The organism is Pseudomonas sp. Sample_9 (genome assembly GCF_004307535.1).
Lineage (GTDB): Bacteria > Pseudomonadota > Gammaproteobacteria > Pseudomonadales > Pseudomonadaceae > Aquipseudomonas > Aquipseudomonas mercuritolerans.
This window is the reverse complement of the sequence record NZ_RAZO01000200.1, coordinates 1-14703: the sequence shown is the minus strand read 5'-3', so window position 1 is coordinate 14703 and position 14703 is coordinate 1. Positions and strand designations below refer to the sequence as shown.

At 62.7% G+C, this 14703-nt stretch carries 12 protein-coding genes; 4 read left to right on the top strand and 8 right to left on the bottom strand.

Annotated elements, in window-relative coordinates; genetic code table 11:
* Positions 1 to 243: 243 nt before the first annotated feature.
* From D6877_RS11075 to D6877_RS11055, 5 genes are all read right to left on the bottom strand, one after another.
* Entirely contained in the window at positions 244 to 720 is a 477-nt protein-coding gene (locus D6877_RS11075) for an AraC family transcriptional regulator (protein WP_016774798.1), read from the bottom strand.
* 88 nt (positions 721 to 808) lie between these two features.
* Positions 809 to 1921: an alkene reductase gene (locus D6877_RS11070; RefSeq protein ID WP_130910792.1), complete on the bottom strand. Its 1113-nt coding sequence runs from the start codon at positions 1919 to 1921 to the stop codon at positions 809 to 811.
* A 171-nt stretch (positions 1922 to 2092) separates the two neighbouring features.
* The gene (locus tag D6877_RS11065; RefSeq protein WP_130910791.1) at positions 2093 to 4327 is read right to left on the bottom strand and encodes a molybdopterin cofactor-binding domain-containing protein; all 2235 of its coding nucleotides are present in this window, start codon (positions 4325 to 4327) and stop codon (positions 2093 to 2095) included.
* Positions 4324 to 4797 carry a (2Fe-2S)-binding protein gene (locus tag D6877_RS11060; protein WP_130910790.1) on the bottom strand — a complete coding sequence of 158 codons (474 nt, stop codon included), beginning with the start codon at positions 4795 to 4797 and terminating at the stop codon, positions 4324 to 4326. Before D6877_RS11060 ends, D6877_RS11065 begins: the two co-directional genes overlap by 4 nt.
* Positions 4794 to 6074, bottom strand: coding sequence for a c-type cytochrome (locus tag D6877_RS11055; protein WP_130910793.1), 1281 nt, complete (start codon positions 6072 to 6074; stop codon positions 4794 to 4796). Before D6877_RS11055 ends, D6877_RS11060 begins: the two co-directional genes overlap by 4 nt.
* 285 nt (positions 6075 to 6359) lie before the next feature.
* Between D6877_RS11055 and D6877_RS11050 the strand changes: the two genes are divergently transcribed.
* From D6877_RS11050 to D6877_RS11040, 3 genes are all read left to right on the top strand, one after another.
* Positions 6360 to 7559 carry an MFS transporter gene (locus tag D6877_RS11050; protein ID WP_130910789.1) on the top strand — a complete coding sequence of 400 codons (1200 nt, stop codon included), beginning with the start codon at positions 6360 to 6362 and terminating at the stop codon, positions 7557 to 7559.
* A gap of 94 nt (positions 7560 to 7653) precedes the next feature.
* Positions 7654 to 8559, top strand: coding sequence for a LysR family transcriptional regulator (locus D6877_RS11045; RefSeq protein WP_130910788.1), 906 nt, complete (start codon positions 7654 to 7656; stop codon positions 8557 to 8559).
* Positions 8560 to 8689: 130 nt separating this feature from the next.
* On the top strand, positions 8690 to 10192 hold the full coding sequence (locus D6877_RS11040) for a sensor domain-containing diguanylate cyclase (RefSeq protein ID WP_130910787.1): 1503 nt from the start codon (positions 8690 to 8692) through the stop codon (positions 10190 to 10192).
* Between the two features lie 6 nt (positions 10193 to 10198).
* Here D6877_RS11040 and D6877_RS11035 read toward each other — a convergent pair whose 3' ends face one another.
* From D6877_RS11035 to D6877_RS11025, 3 genes are all read right to left on the bottom strand, one after another.
* Positions 10199 to 11737, bottom strand: a complete 1539-nt coding sequence (locus D6877_RS11035) for a cryptochrome/photolyase family protein (RefSeq protein ID WP_130910786.1) — start codon at positions 11735 to 11737, stop codon at positions 10199 to 10201.
* A gap of 195 nt (positions 11738 to 11932) precedes the next feature.
* Positions 11933 to 13054, bottom strand: a complete 1122-nt coding sequence (locus tag D6877_RS11030) for an alkene reductase (protein WP_130910785.1) — start codon at positions 13052 to 13054, stop codon at positions 11933 to 11935.
* Positions 13055 to 13156: 102 nt separating this feature from the next.
* Complete coding sequence (locus D6877_RS11025; protein ID WP_073476243.1) at positions 13157 to 13834, bottom strand: type 1 glutamine amidotransferase domain-containing protein; 678 nt, start codon at positions 13832 to 13834, stop codon at positions 13157 to 13159.
* Between the two features lie 212 nt (positions 13835 to 14046).
* On the opposite strand from D6877_RS11025, the gene D6877_RS11020 reads away from it, so the two are divergent.
* Positions 14047 to 14631 (top strand): TetR/AcrR family transcriptional regulator, encoded by a 585-nt coding sequence (locus D6877_RS11020; protein WP_130910784.1) that lies wholly within the window; start codon positions 14047 to 14049, stop codon positions 14629 to 14631.
* Positions 14632 to 14703: the final 72 nt, after the last annotated feature.

The window sequence follows — 14703 nt, the reverse complement described above, 5'->3', positions numbered from 1 at the left end:
CCCTCTCCCGGAGGGAGAGGGGACTGACCGAGGTGTTTGGGGGAGATACGCCGACGTGAAAGTCCGAGTTGAACTCAGGATTGGAAAAGCCCACAAATCGGCTCCCTCTCCTCGGGGAGAGGGCTGGGGTGAGGGGTGAATTCACCGCCACTCCATTGCCGAACGGCGGTGCACCGTTCAAAAAAAAGCCGCGAAAAATCGCGGCCAAAAGGGAGGAGTGAACAAAACCCTTTGAAATCCGACTCAGGGCCGCAGTTCCGTCAAGCGCTGGCCCATCGTCGAATTCAGCAACCCATCGCTGAGCCGCCAGACATCCGCATCCACCAGCGCCACCCGCGCTCCGCACATCAGTTGGCGCCAGACCTTCGGTGGCATCCCCACCATGCGCCCGAAAGTGCGGGTGAAGTGCGAGTGATCGGAAAATCCGCATTCATAAACAATCTCGGTAATCGCCATCGAGGTCAGCAACAGCCCTTTGGCTTTGTCGATCTTCATCTTCAGCATCCATTCCTGAGGCGAGCAGCCGGTGACGATCTTGAACGCCCGGGAAAAGTGGCTGCGTGAAAGATTGCAATGTTCGGCAATCTCGCTGACGCGCAGGCTGCGGCTCAGATCGTGCAGCATGTAGGCCTTGGCGCGGCGTTCCTGCCAGCCGGACAGTGCGCCCAGTGGGCGAGCCAGGTGGCAGGAAGGGTCTGACTTCACCGATTGCGGGTTCATGGCGGCTCTCCTGATCGATGGGCAAAGTCTGGCCGCAGGCTTTATTTAAAGTCCTTAAACAAACCTTAAAAGTTATGAAGCCCAAGCCTCAGGCGTGAAACGGATAATCGACGTAACCACGCTGATCGCCGCCGAAGAAACTGCTCGGATCCGGCGTGTTCAGCTCAAGGCCATCGTGCAGCCGACGCGGCAGATCCGGGTTGGCCAGGAATGGCCGGCCAAAGGCGATGATGTCGGCGCGATCGGCGTTCAACGCCTGTTCAGCGGACTCAGCGTCGTAACCGCCAGCGAGGATCAGCACGCCGTTCCAGGTCTGGCGCAACTGGGCGATGATCGCGTCCCAGCGCGGGTCGAAGTTTTCGTCCTTGACCGTGCCGACCATGGCCGGCTCGACCAGGTGCAGGTAGGCCAGATTCCACTGGTTGAGCGTCTCGACCAGATAACCGAAGGTCGCTTCAGGCGTGTCATCGCCCATGCCCATGAAGCGACCCATTGGCGTCAGCCGCACGCCAACGCGCTCGGCACCGACTTCATCAGCGACGGCGGCGACCACTTCGAGCAGAAACCGCGCACGATTCTCGACGCTGCCACCATAAGCATCGTCGCGCTGGTTGCTGTTGCTGTTGAGGAACTGGTCGAGCAGATAACCGTTGCCGGCATGGATCTCCACGCCGTCCATGCCTGCGTTCAACGCGTTGCGCGCAGCGCGGCGATAGTCTTCGACGATGTCGGCGATTTCCGCCGTTTCGAGGGCGCGCGGCACTGGCACATCACCCCACACGCCATTGCCTTGTTCATCGACGATAAAGGTCTTGCCCGGCACTGGCAGGGCGCTCGGCGCCACCGGCAAACCGGCGTCCGGCTGAAAGCTTGGGTGCGAGACCCGGCCGACGTGCCACAGCTGCATGAAGATCAGACCGTCGGCCTCGTGCACCGCCGTGCTGACTTCGCGCCAAGCGTGGACTTGCGCATCGCTGTAGATCCCCGGCGTCCACGCATAGCCCTGGCCTTGCTGAGAAATCTGCGTGGCCTCGGTGATGATCAGCGCGGCACTGGCGCGTTGGCGGTAGTACTCGGCGTTCATTGCGGTCGGCACGTCGCCCGGCTGGCCAGCGCGCGAGCGGGTCAGGGGCGCCATCGCCACGCGGTGGGCAAGGGTATAAGGGCCAAGGGCAATGGGTTGAAACAGGCGGCGGGTCATGGGTAGCTCCGGATTTTGATGAGTAGGGTTCAAGTGCGGCAGCCAGGTGCCGCGCGCTGTGCAGGTAACTTAACCGGGGGTGGCGGGGCTGATAATCCGTGGCCGGCGCTACGCAGTTTTGCGCGCAACGCAACGGCACCCGCGCTCATCGCTGATGAACGCGGGCGTGGTTCAGGCGGGTTGGCTCGAGCGAGTCAGCGGCAGATTCAGCCAGCGCCGGCCGGTGGCATTGCTGACCGCGTTGCCGAGAGCCGCAGCCATTGGCCCTTGGACGATTTCGGCAGCACCGAGGAAGGGTTCGCCCGGTTGATCAAGCAGGTGCACATCGACTTTTTTCGGCAATTGCGTAAAGCGCAGAATTGGATAACCGCTCCAGTCATAGCTGCGAATGCCGCCGGCGTCGTAGGCGACTTTTTCGTAGAGCGTCCAGCTGGCCGACTGGACGATGCCGCCCTCGACCTGATTGCGCAGGCCATCTGGGCTGACAATCTGGCCGACATCGACCGCCGTCACCACATGATCGACACGGATCTCGCCAGTTTGCGGATGCACCCGCAATTTCACCGCAAGGGCGCAGTAACCCATGATGTTTTTGTAGCGGGCGAAGGCAAAACCGGTCCCCGCGCCGGGTTCGCTGCTCTTGTGGGGCCAGCCGATTTCGTCACGCACGCGCTCGATCACAGCACGGGCACGTGGGTCGCGCAGATGCGCCAGACGCAACGCCAGCGGATCGAGCCCGGCCTTGATCGCCAACTCATCGATACCCGCCTCGATGGCGAAGATGTTGATGTGCGCACCCAGCGAGCGCATGGCCGAAGTGCGGAACGGCATGGTGGTGACGAAATTCATGTTGATCCGCGTCGCGCCCAGCTCGTACAGCGGCACCGCGTTGCGATCGCCATCACCTTCGGGCTGGGCGATCGGCACCGAAGGCGCCGAGGTGAAGGGTTTTGCCAACAGGCGTGCCGGCAGCAGGCGACCAGCATTGACGATGCGTTCGTTGTGCGGCGTGGTCCACAGCTCGTAGTTCCAGTCCTGCAAACGGCCCTGACTGAGGCCGGCATCGACTTCGGTGACCATCGCCGAACTGTACGGCTCCCAGAGATTTTCCTGCTCGCGCATCCATTGCACCCTGACCGGCGTGCCCGGCAGGCGCATGGCGATCAGCGCGGCATCGGCGGCGGCATCATCGGCGCCGTTGTGGCCGTAGCAACCCGAGCCTTCGGTATGAATGCAGCGCACGCGGTCCGGCGGCAGACGCAGCATCTCGGCGATACCGGCGCGCAGCGGATAGACGCCCTGAGTGTGGGTCCACACCGTGAGCACGCCATCGTTGAACCAGGCCACCGCACAAGACGGACCGATCGAGCCGTGCATCAGATACTGCTTGGTCACCCGCGCCTTGAAGCGCGTTTCGGTCGCGCCGCTGGGATTGCCGTTGTTGCTGATCGGATAGCGCTTGGAGGGCAATTGCTTGAGCAAATCGTGAATCCCAGCGGCTTCGGGAATCGCCTCGCCGCCACTCCACTTGGCACTCTCAATGCCGCTGCGCATGGCCTTGATCGCTTGCCACTCATCATGGGCGACCACGGCCAGATAGTTGCCGTCGCGAATCACTTTGACCACGCCGTTCAACGCCTCGATGGATGCGGCATCGAACACCTGAAGCGTGCAGCCGGGACGCGGCGGGCGAATCACCCGTGCGTGCAGCATGCCCGGCAGGCGCATGTCCTGCACGAACGCCGCGCCGCCGCTGACCTTGGCCGGAATGTCCAGGCGCGGCAGGTTGTGGCCGATCAGTTTGAAATCGGCCGTCGCCATCGTCGGTGATTGCGCCTTCGCGTATTGGTGCACATCGACATGCTTGACTGCTTCGGCATATGCCATGCGCTGACCATTCGGCCCTTCGATGATGCCGTCGCGGGTGCTCAGTTGCGCAGCATCGACTTGCCAATTGCGCGCGGCGGCATCGACGAGCATTTCCCGCACCTGGGCGGCCGCGTTGTACAGCGCGGTGCCGCTGTCAAAAATACTGTGGCTGCCGGCGGTGTAGCCTTCGTTGGGCGTCAGCGCGGTGTCGGCGGTGAGCAAGTTGATCGCGCTGGCCGGCAGTTGCAAACGCTCGGCGGCAATTTGCAGCAACGCGGTTTTCACCCCGGTGCCCAGTTCGACCTTGCCGGTGTACACGGTGATGCCGTCGGCGCCGATGCGAATCCACGCGTCGAGGTATGGGTTGGTGCGCAGGCTGCCGGGCAGATCGGGGGCCAGCACTACGGTGCCGAGGGTGTCGACTTCGGTGTCGGCCAAGACACGCCGCGCTACCGGCATCAAGGTGAAGGCCATCAGCAACGCGCCGCCGCGCAGGACGGCCCGACGACTGGGGTTCAAACCGTTTGTTTCGCTCATGTCAGGCTCCCGTTGTGCCCGGCCACCTGTTTGATCGCCTCGATAATGCGCAAGTGCGTGCCGCAACGGCACAGATTGCCGGCCATGTGTTCGCGGATGGTTTGTTCGTCCGGGTGCGGGTCACGTTCGAGCAACGCCTGCGCGCGCATCAGCATGCCGGCGATGCAGTAACCGCATTGCGCGGCCTGCTTGTCGATGAACGCCGCCTGCAACGGACCGGGTTTCTCGGCGCTGCCGAGGCTCTCCACAGTGCGGATTTTTTTCCCTTCAAGGCCTGCGCACGGCGTCAGGCAGGCAAACACTGGCTGGTCGTCGACGATCACCGTGCACGCGCCGCACTGGCCCAGGCCACAGCCGTACTTGGCGCCGTTGAGGTTCAAGTGGTTGCGCAGCGCATACAGCAGCGGCATGTCCGGTTCCAGCTCCAGCGCTTGGGCGGTTCCATTGACGGTGAGAGTGATCTGGCTCATTTCGTCTCCTGACGTAACGCTTCAATAGTGGAAGAGAGGTCGGCCCATGGCTCATCGGGTTTGGCTTGTTCGCGCAGATACGCGGCGAGTGCGCCGAGCTGGGCGTTGTCGAGGCTGGCGGCGAACGGCGGCATCACCGGGCCGGGCGCGCCGGGAATGGCGGGCACGCCTTCGAGCACGGTCTTGAGAAAGTTGCGCGAGCTGGCCGCTTGCAGCGCCGAAGTGCCTTGCAGGCCCGGGCGGCCGTCGATTTCGCGCATCGGCGCGGCGGGTGCGTGACATCCGGCGCAGGCGCTACTGAAGAGCAGGGCGCCGGTTGTGTGATCCGCTGGAATACCTGGCTGCTTTTTCGCCGTGGTTTCGGTCACCGCGTGCGGGTTTTGCAGGCTCAGCAGGTAGTCGGCAATTGCCTCGGCTTCACTGGCCGGCAAGCGCGCCAGACTCAGGCTGACCGGGCGCATCGGGCCGGCGGGCGTACCGTGGCCATCGACCACATCGGCGCGCAGGTAGCCGACCAATTGCTCGCGATTCCATGGATTGGCGCGTTGGCCGAGGCCGACCAGTGTCGGCGCTTCCCAGCCATCGACGCTGCCGCCCTGAAGGTATTGCGAGGATTTCTCCGCGCCGATCAGGTTCAGCGGCGAATGGCAGCCGGCGCAGTGGCCCGGGCCGTCGACCAGATAGCGTCCGCGATTCCATGCCGCGCTGTGTTCGGCCAGCGGCGTCAGTGGCTCGCCATGCAGAAACAGCAGACTCCAGAACGACACCAGCGGGCGGATGTTCATCGGGAAGTTCATCTGGTTCTGCCGCGCCGGGGCTTGTACGGCGGGGCCGCTCATCAAGTAGGCGTAAGCGTCGGCGATGTCTGCTGCACTCATGCGTCGGTAGTGCACGTAAGGAAACGCCGGGTAGAGAAAGTGGCCGTCGCGGGCAATGCCTTCGCGCATCGCCCGCTCGAAGGCCGGCAGTGACCATTCGCCGATGCCGGTCTGCGCATCCGAGGTGATGTTGGTGGTGTAAAGCGTGCCGAACGGCGTCACCAGCGGCAGCCCGCCGGCCAGGTATTCGCCGCCGGGGCGGGTATGGCACACCGCGCAGTCGCCGGCCTCGACCACCCGTGCGCCGCGTTGCAACTGCGCATTATCGAATGACGTCGGCCGTTTGATTGGCGCGATCGCCGGGCGCCACATCAGCGCGACGGCGACGATCAGGCCGAGCACCGCGAGCACGCCGACGCTGATCCACAGGGTTTTGGATTTGAGCAAATGGCTGTTCATGGTCGGCAGAAAAACGCGGCGGACAGTGGCAGGACGAGTGCAGTGCGGGTCATGGAAACGCTCCTTGTAGCAGCCGGGGAAGGGCGCCGATGCGGACGTCAGCGCCAGGGCCAAAGCGTAGAGAAGACCCTTGCAGCGGAGAATCACCGGCCCGCGCAACAGCGCGTTGCGCCGCAAGCAACGTTGCGCGCCACGCATCAGTGCGTTGCCAGTGGCACGGATTCTCGCCCCCGCCGGCTGACCGTAGCCTTGGCACAACTTTCCCGAACTCAACGAGGTGTCACCATGCTTACGGGCAACCCTGCCGTTGCGGCCCCGGCCGAACAGCCTGCTTCACTCTCCGGCCTGATGGTCGCGTTTCTGGCCTTCTGCTGCGGCGCGGTCGTCGCCAACCTGTATTACGCGCAGCCCATCGTCGAACTGATCGCGCCGCAGATCGGCCTGTCCAGCGCCAATGCCAGCCTGATCGTGTCGCTGACCCAGTTCGGTTACGCGCTGGGCTTGTTGCTGCTGGTGCCGCTGGCCGACCTGATGGAGAACCGCCGTCTGGTGGTCGGCTTCACGCTCGCTGCCAGCGTGACGCTGCTGTGTGCTGGCCTGACTCATTCGCCGTCGCTGTTTCTGCTGCTCTCTTTGCTGATCGGCCTGACCTCGGTGGCGGTGCAGATTCTCGTGCCACTGGCCGCGCATTTGGCGCCGGAAGCCAGCCGGGGGCGCGTGGTCGGCAATATCATGAGCGGCCTGCTCTTGGGGATTCTGCTGTCGCGGCCGCTGTCGAGTCTGTTGGTTGAAGTGTTCGGCTGGCGCGGGGTGTTTTACAGCGCGGCGGCACTGATGGCGGTGATCGCGCTGATTACCGCTGTGGCATTGCCGCGCCGGGTGCCGACGCACAAAGCCACTTATGTCGCCTTGATCGGTTCGGTGTTTGCTCTGGCCCGGCGCTTTCCTGTGTTGCGCCAGCGTTCGCTGTATCAGGGTTTGCTGTTCGCCAGTTTCAGCCTGTTCTGGACCCTCGCGCCAATTGAGCTGATGCGTCACCACGGTTTCAGCCAGGCGCAGGTGGCGATCTTCGCTCTGGTCGGCGCGGTGGGTGCGATTGCCGCGCCGATTGCCGGGCGTCTCGCCGATGCCGGGCACGGTCGTCGCGGTACCTTGGTGGCGTTGCTGCTGGCGCCGCTGTCACTGTTGATCGCCGCGCTGCCGGGCAGTGGTTACGTATGGCTGGTGGTGTGTGCGGTGCTGCTGGATTTTGCCGTGCAGCTGAACATGGTCCTCGGCCAGCGTGAGGTCTACGCCCTCGACCCGCACAGCCGCGCACGCCTGAATGCGGTGTACATGACCAGCATTTTCGTTGGCGGCGCCCTCGGCTCACTGGTCGCCAGCCCGCTGTACGAACACTTCGGCTGGAACCTCTCGGCCGTTGCCGTGGCGGTGTTGCCGGCGCTGGCGCTGGCGTTGTTCCTGGGTCGCAAGGCTGATGGCTGAGGTCGCGATGAGGCCCGGCAAGCACGACGATACAAGACGTGTGGCGGGCGCTGATGCACAATCAGCGGCGTTCCCTCACCACCGGACCCCGCTTATGGACAAGTTGCTGGCATTGAAGATGTTTGTTGAAACCGTGCGCTGCGGAGGCTATTCCTCGGCGGCGCGCAAGCTTGGGATTTCGACGTCTTCGGTGACACGGCAAGTGGCGGGCCTGGAAAACGAGTTGGGCGCCAGCCTGCTCAATCGCACCACGCGCAATACCAGCGTCACCGTCGCCGGCCAGACCTATTTCGAGAAGGCCGTGGCGATTCTCGATGCCATCGACGAAGCCGATGCGGTGGTCGCCGATCGTGGCAGTGATGCCCAGGGTCGCTTGCGTATCAGCGTGCCGGTGGAGTTTGGCCGGCGACTGATTGCGCCGCACCTGAGTCGCTTGCTTGAACGCCATCCCGGGCTGGAGATCAGTCTGTCGCTGAGCGATCAGGTCAGCGATTTGCTCAGCGAGCAGATCGACGTTTCAGTGCGGCTCGGCTCGACGGTGGTCAGCGAGGACATCGTCAGCAAACGCGTCGGCCACTTTCAGCGTTGGATTGTCGCCAGCCCGGATTATCTGGCGCGCAGCGCAGTGCTCGAACATCCGCGGGATCTGCTTGAGCATCAATGCCTGCGCTTCGACTACGGCGGCAGCCATCATCACTGGACCTTTCAGGGCGACGAAGAGCCGATTCAGCTCAACGTCCAGGGCCGCCTGCAAAGCAACAACGCCGACATTCTTCGCGAAGCGGCGATTGGCGGTGGCGGTGTGGCGCTGCTGGCCGACTGGCTGGTGCGCGACGACGTCACCGCCGGGCGCCTGACGCGCTTGCTTGAGCACTATGAAGTCAACCCCGGCAGCGCCAGCAGTTGCATCAACGCGCTGTACCTGCCCAACCACCGTGGATCGAGCCGGATCAACGTGTTCATCGATTTTCTCGTGGAAATCCTCAAACCCGCCGCATAGCGCTGCACACTCTGTTGCTGCAGCCGCTGCACACTGCTTGTATGCTTGCGCCCCGGAACACGTGGCCGCCGTGAGTGCCGACGTTCGAATGATGGCTGGAATGGATACCGGACTTCCTTAAGGTACTGACGTGAAGCGTGATACTCGCCTTGTAATGCTCCTGCTGCTGGTGATCGGCTGTTCCCTGACTTCGCTGACGATCTGGAAAGTCTGGTCTTCGCGTGAGCGTGCACTGGCCGAGGTCGATGTGCATGGCCTGAACCTGACCCAGGCGCTCAACACCTACACCGAAGGCATCGTCCGGCAAAGCTCGCTGCTCTTGCTCGGGCTGGTCGAACGTCTGGAAACCGAGGGCGACGGCCCGGCGCAGATTCAGCGCATCCAGAGCCTGATCGACCGCCAGCAGCCGCTGATGCCACAGCTCAGCGGCATCACGATTTATGACCGGCACGGGCATTGGTTGATGTCCTCCAACCGACCGATTCCCGAGGGCGCCAACAGCAGCGACCGCGCCTATTTCATCCACCACCGTGACAGCCCGAGCCGCGAGCCGTTCATTGGCCCGCCGATCCAGAGCCGTGCCAATCACGAATGGGTGGTGACCATCAGTCGGCGCTTCAACGACGATGCCGGGCAGTTCGCTGGCGTGGTAGCGGTGACGCTGGGGGTGGAGAACTTCCTGCGGGTGTTCGGCAAACTCGACGTTGGCCAGGACGGCGCGATCGGTCTGTCTTACACCGATGGCACGCTGCTGGTGCGCTACCCGTTCCGCGAGCAGGACATGGGCCGCAATTTCTCCAGTTCGCCGATCTACGCCAAATACCTCGTCGACCGTTCGGTTGGCACTGCTTCGTACACCTCCAGCCTCGACGGCGTCGAACGTCTGTACGCGTTCCGCAAAAGCGAAACGCTGCCGCTGATCACCACCGTGGCCCTGGGCAAGGATGAAGCGCTAGCGGCGTGGCGCATCGAAGCGGCGCTGTCGGCGGTGGTAGTGATCGGGCTGCTCGGGCTGACCGGGTTGATCGGCTGGTTCCTGATCCTTGATATCCGCCGCCGGACTGAGGCTGAAGAGGCGTTGCGCGATGCCCAGCAGCAGTTGCTCGCGTCCAATCGACAGCTGGAATTGCTGGCAATGAAAGATGCGCTGACCGGCCTGGCCAACCGCCGCTGCTTCGATGAAACCCTGGCGGTGGAAGCGCGACGGGCGCAGCGTGACGGGACGTCGCTGGCCTTGCTGATGATCGATATCGACCACTTCAAATTGTTCAACGATGCCTTGGGCCACGTTGCTGGCGATGCCTGCCTGCAAGCGGTCAGCAAGATTCTTGAAGGCTGCGTGCGACGTCCCTCGGATCTGATCGCGCGCTACGGTGGCGAAGAAATAGCGGTGATCATGCCGGCCACCGACAGCGCCGGGGCGACGGTGGTGGCGCAACTGATGCTCGAGCGTTTGCAGCAGGCGAACATTGCCCACCCGGGCAGTCCGTTTGCTCGGATTACGGTGAGTATCGGTATGGCGGTGGGGACGGGCGCTCAGCTGGATTCGCGGCCGGCGTTGATCCAGACCGCCGATCAGGCGCTGTACCGCGCGAAAGCGGCGGGGCGCAACGGGATGGCCGGGCAGGCCTGAGGCGCACTAGAAAGCTTCGCCGTTATCCAGTTTCGCCAACAGCATTTGTCCGCGTTGCCACAGTGCATCCTGCTTGGCCAACGGCATGCGGTCGAGGTTCTTGTACATCATGCCCATGCGCTGATTGCCACGCAGAATGTCGCCGTGGCGCATGAGGAAATGCCAGTACAGCGCATTGAACGGGCAGGCATCGTCCGCGCTGCTTTCCTTGACCTTGTAGGCGCAGTCGCCGCAGTAATCCGACATCCGATTGATGTACTGGCCGCTGGCGCAGTAAGGCTTGGAGCCGAGATAACCGCCGTCGGCATGCATGACCATGCCAAGGGTGTTGGGTAGTTCGACCCAGTCGAAGGCGTCCATGTAGATCGCCAGATACCACTCACAGATTTCCTTCGGCGCAATCCCGGCGAGCAAGGCAAAGTTGCCGGTGACCATCAGCCGCTGGATGTGGTGCGCGTAGGCATGTTGCAGGCTTTGGCCGATGGCCTGGCGCATGCAATTCATCTGCGTTTCACCCGTCCAGTAGAACTCCGGCAGCGGGCGCGTGTTGCCAAACACATTGCCCTCGGCGTAATCCGGCATCTTCAGCCAGTACACACCGCGCACGTATTCGCGCCAGCCGATCAACTGTCGAATGAAGCCTTCGGCCGCGTTGAGGCCGATGCTCCCCGACCAGTAAGCCGCCTCGACATCGCTGCACAGCTGGCGCAAATCGAGCAGGCCGATGTTCAGCGCGGCACTGATCCGCGCGTGAAACAGGAACGGTTCATCACTGGCCATGGCGTCCTGGTAATCACCGAAGCCGGCCAGTGCATAGTCGAGAAAGTATTGCCACAGGGCCTGTGCGTCGGCGTGGGTCACCGGGTAATTGAAGTCATCCAACGTGCCGTAATGGCTGGCGAAGCGCTCGCCGACCAATACCAGAACCTCTTGGGTGATTGCGTCATTGGCGAAACGCGCCGGGTAGGGCGGTCTGGCGTGTTTGGGCAGCGCCTTGCGATTCTCCGCATCGAAATTCCACGCACCGCCGACCGGCGTGCCGTCGCCATTGAGCAGCAGCCGACTCTTGCGCCGCATCTCGCGGTAGAAAAACTCCATGCGCAGTTGCTTCTTGCCGCTGGCCCAATTGGAGAACTCTTCGCGGGAGCAGAGGAAACGGCGGTCTGAATGCCAGTGCACGGGCAAGCCCGAATCTTTGATTGATTGCTCAAGGCGCCAGTCGCCGCATTCGGTGATATGAATCTCTTCGGCGCCGGTGAGGGTTTGCCAGCGCTGTAGTTCGCCGGGAATTGAGCCGCTGTTGTCCGGGGCGTCGAGGCGGACGTATTGGACACGGTAGCCTTTATCGCGCAACGCCTCGGCAAAGTGGCGCATGGCGCTGAAGATCAGAGCGATTTTTTGCGGATGATGGGCGACGTGGGTCGCTTCCTCCATGACCTCGACCATCAGCAGCAGGTCGTGCTGGGGATCGAGTGGCTGCAGGGAGGCCAGGTCGAAAGACAGCTGGTCGCCGAGGATCAGGAGCAAGCGGTGGGCAGGTGGCATGGAGCGAAATCCGGTCAGCGATTCGAACTCCAATAGTTATACAGATTGTTTGCTATGTATAGGTTTTAGCGGCCACTGACATCCTGTAGTGGGAGCGAGCCTGCTCGCGAAACCGTCCTGTCAGTCAATACAAGTGCTGACTGACACGCCGCCTTCGCGAGCAGGCTCGCTCCCACAGGGATTTGTGTTGTGTGCTTATGCGGGGTAGGTCGGATAGTCGATATAACCCTCGGCACCGCCGCCATACACCGTCGCCGGATTCAACTGATTCAACGGCCAGTCATTGGCCATCCGCGCCGGCAGGTCCGGGTTGGCCATGAACGGTCGGCCAAACGCAACGAGATCGGCCAGCCCCGACTCAAGCAATTGCGCGCCGGTTTTGGCGGTGTAGCGGCCGGCATAAATGATCGCGCCGCTGAACGTGTCGCGCACGGCCTGGCGAAAGGTCTGCGGCATCGCTGGCGCGTTGTCCCAGTCGGCTTCGGCGATCGACAGGTAGGCGATGCCGACGTCTTCAAGAATCTTGATCGCGGCAATGTAAGTTGTGTGCGGATCTTCCTCGACCAGGCCCAGGTACGTCCGCGCTTCATCGGTGGTAGTGAACAGCGGCGCAAACCGCACACCGACCTTGTCCTTGCCGATGCATTCGGCGACGCCGGCCACCACTTCGCGCAAAAAGCGCAAGCGATTGTCCAGCGAGCCGCCGTACTGGTCGGTGCGCAGGTTGCTGTGGGCGGAGATGAACTGGTTGACCAGATAACCGTTGGCGCAATGCAGTTCGATGCCGTCGAAACCCGCATCCATCGCGTTGCGCGCGGCCTGGATGTACAGCTGAATCAGTTCCTGCACTTCATCGGTGCTCAACGCGCGCGGAGCGGACGGCGGCACCAGTTCACCGACACCGGGCGCGGTTTCGATGAACACGCTGACGCGGTCCGTCGCCACCGCAGAGGCCGACACCGGCGCATCGCCGTTGGGCTGCAACGCCGTGTGCGAGACCCGACCGACATGCCAGAGCTGGGCAAAGATCACGCCATCCACGGCGTGCACCGCCTCGGTGACTTTGCGCCAAGCGGCGATCTGCTCCGGCGTGTGAATGCCCGGCGTCCAGGCATAACCCTGGCCGCGCGGTTCGATCTGCGTGCCTTCGGTGACCAGCAAACCGGCACCGGCGCGCTGCTGGTAATACTCGGCCATCAACTCGTTGGCGACATTGCCCGGTTGTGTGCTGCGCTGGCGGGTGAGAGGCGGCAGAACGATGCGGTTTTTCAGGGTGTGGGCGCCCAATTTGGCAGGCGTGAAGAAAGCGTTATTCATGGAGTAAGCCTTGAGTCTCATTAGACCAGTCGACTAGTGACTGGGCAAAAAAACAACGCCGGGCTGTACGCACGCGGCGTTGATCGGGGTAGAGCGAGGGATTCAGCCGAGCATCTTCAACAGCTTTTCGGCAACGGCGGCAGAGCTGGCCGGGTTCTGGCCGGTGACCAATTGCCCGTCAGCGACCACGTGCACCTGCCAGTCGGCAACTTTCGAATAGCGCCCGCCCAGACGCTGGAACTCGTCTTCGATGAGGAACGGCACCACGTCAGTCAGGCCGACCGCCGCTTCTTCGGCATTGGTGAAGCCGGTGACATCACGGCCCTTGACGATTGGCTGGCCGTCAGCGCGCACCACATGACGCAACACGCCGGGTGCGTGGCAGACAAAACCGTGAGGTTTGTTGGCGCGGTCGAAGGCTTCGATCAGCGCAATCGAGGCCTTGTCTTCGGCCAGATCCCACAACGGGCCGTGGCCACCTGGGTAGAACACTGCGTCGAAATCCTCAGCCTTCACGTCAGCCAAACGGCCAGTGGTGGCCAGTGCTTGTTGTGCGGCCGGATCGGCGCGGAAGCGGTCGGTTTCGGCAGTCTGCGCGCTTGGCTCATCGCTTTTCGGATCGAGCGGAGGCTGGCCGCCGGCAGGCGATACCAGGGTGACGTCGGCGCCGGCGTCCTTGAAGGCAAAGTAGGGCGCGGCGAACTCTTCCAGCCAGAAACCGGTTTTCTTGCCAGTGTTGCCGAGTTGATCGTGGGAAGTCAGAACCATCAAGATTTTCATAGAGCACCCTTGGGTTGGTCTGGCATCGGCAGAAGGCGAGGGATTCGCTTGTTGTCGGTGCCGCATGAATTTGTGTGTCGGGGCGCAGCATAGTTTCCAATTAGACCAGTCGTCTAGTAATTTTTTCAGAAAATGTTTTTGCCCGTCGGTTATGGCAAACTCCCGGTCCTGAAAACTATACGACTGGTCTATTGTCTGGAATTTTGCGCACCATGAAGCCGACCTTTGACGACACCCGCCAACACTTGCTCGACACCGGCCACCGGATGATGGCCGAGAAGGGCTTCACCAGCGTCGGCCTCAACGAGATCCTGCAGACCGCCGGCGTGCCCAAGGGCTCGTTCTATCACTACTTCAAATCCAAGGAGTTGTACGGCCAGGCGCTGCTCGAGGATTACTTCGTCGACTACCTCGCGGACATGGAGCGCCGCCTGACATTGCCTGGGCTGTCTGCCTTCGAGCGTTTGATGGATTACTGGCAGGGCTGGCAGAACCGCTGCACCCTCGAAGGCCACGGCGATGAATGCCTGGTGGTGAAACTCAGCGCCGAAGTCGCCGACCTGTCCGAATCGATGCGCCTGACCTTGCGCGACGGCGCCGAACGCATCGTCGCGCGCATCACCGAATGCATCGAACAAGGCCAGACCGACAAAAGCCTGCCGGAGGGCGATGCGCAGAAGTTGGCAGAGACGCTGTATCAGCTCTGGCTCGGCGCCAGCCTGCTGAACAAATTGCAGCGCACCGGACAGTCGCTGCAGACCTCTATGGCGATGACCCGGCAGTTGTTGCAAGTCTGAGCCTCGCCGCAGATCCCTGTGGGAGCGAGCCTGCTCGCGAAGAGCGCGGCACATCCAACATCTTCTTTAACT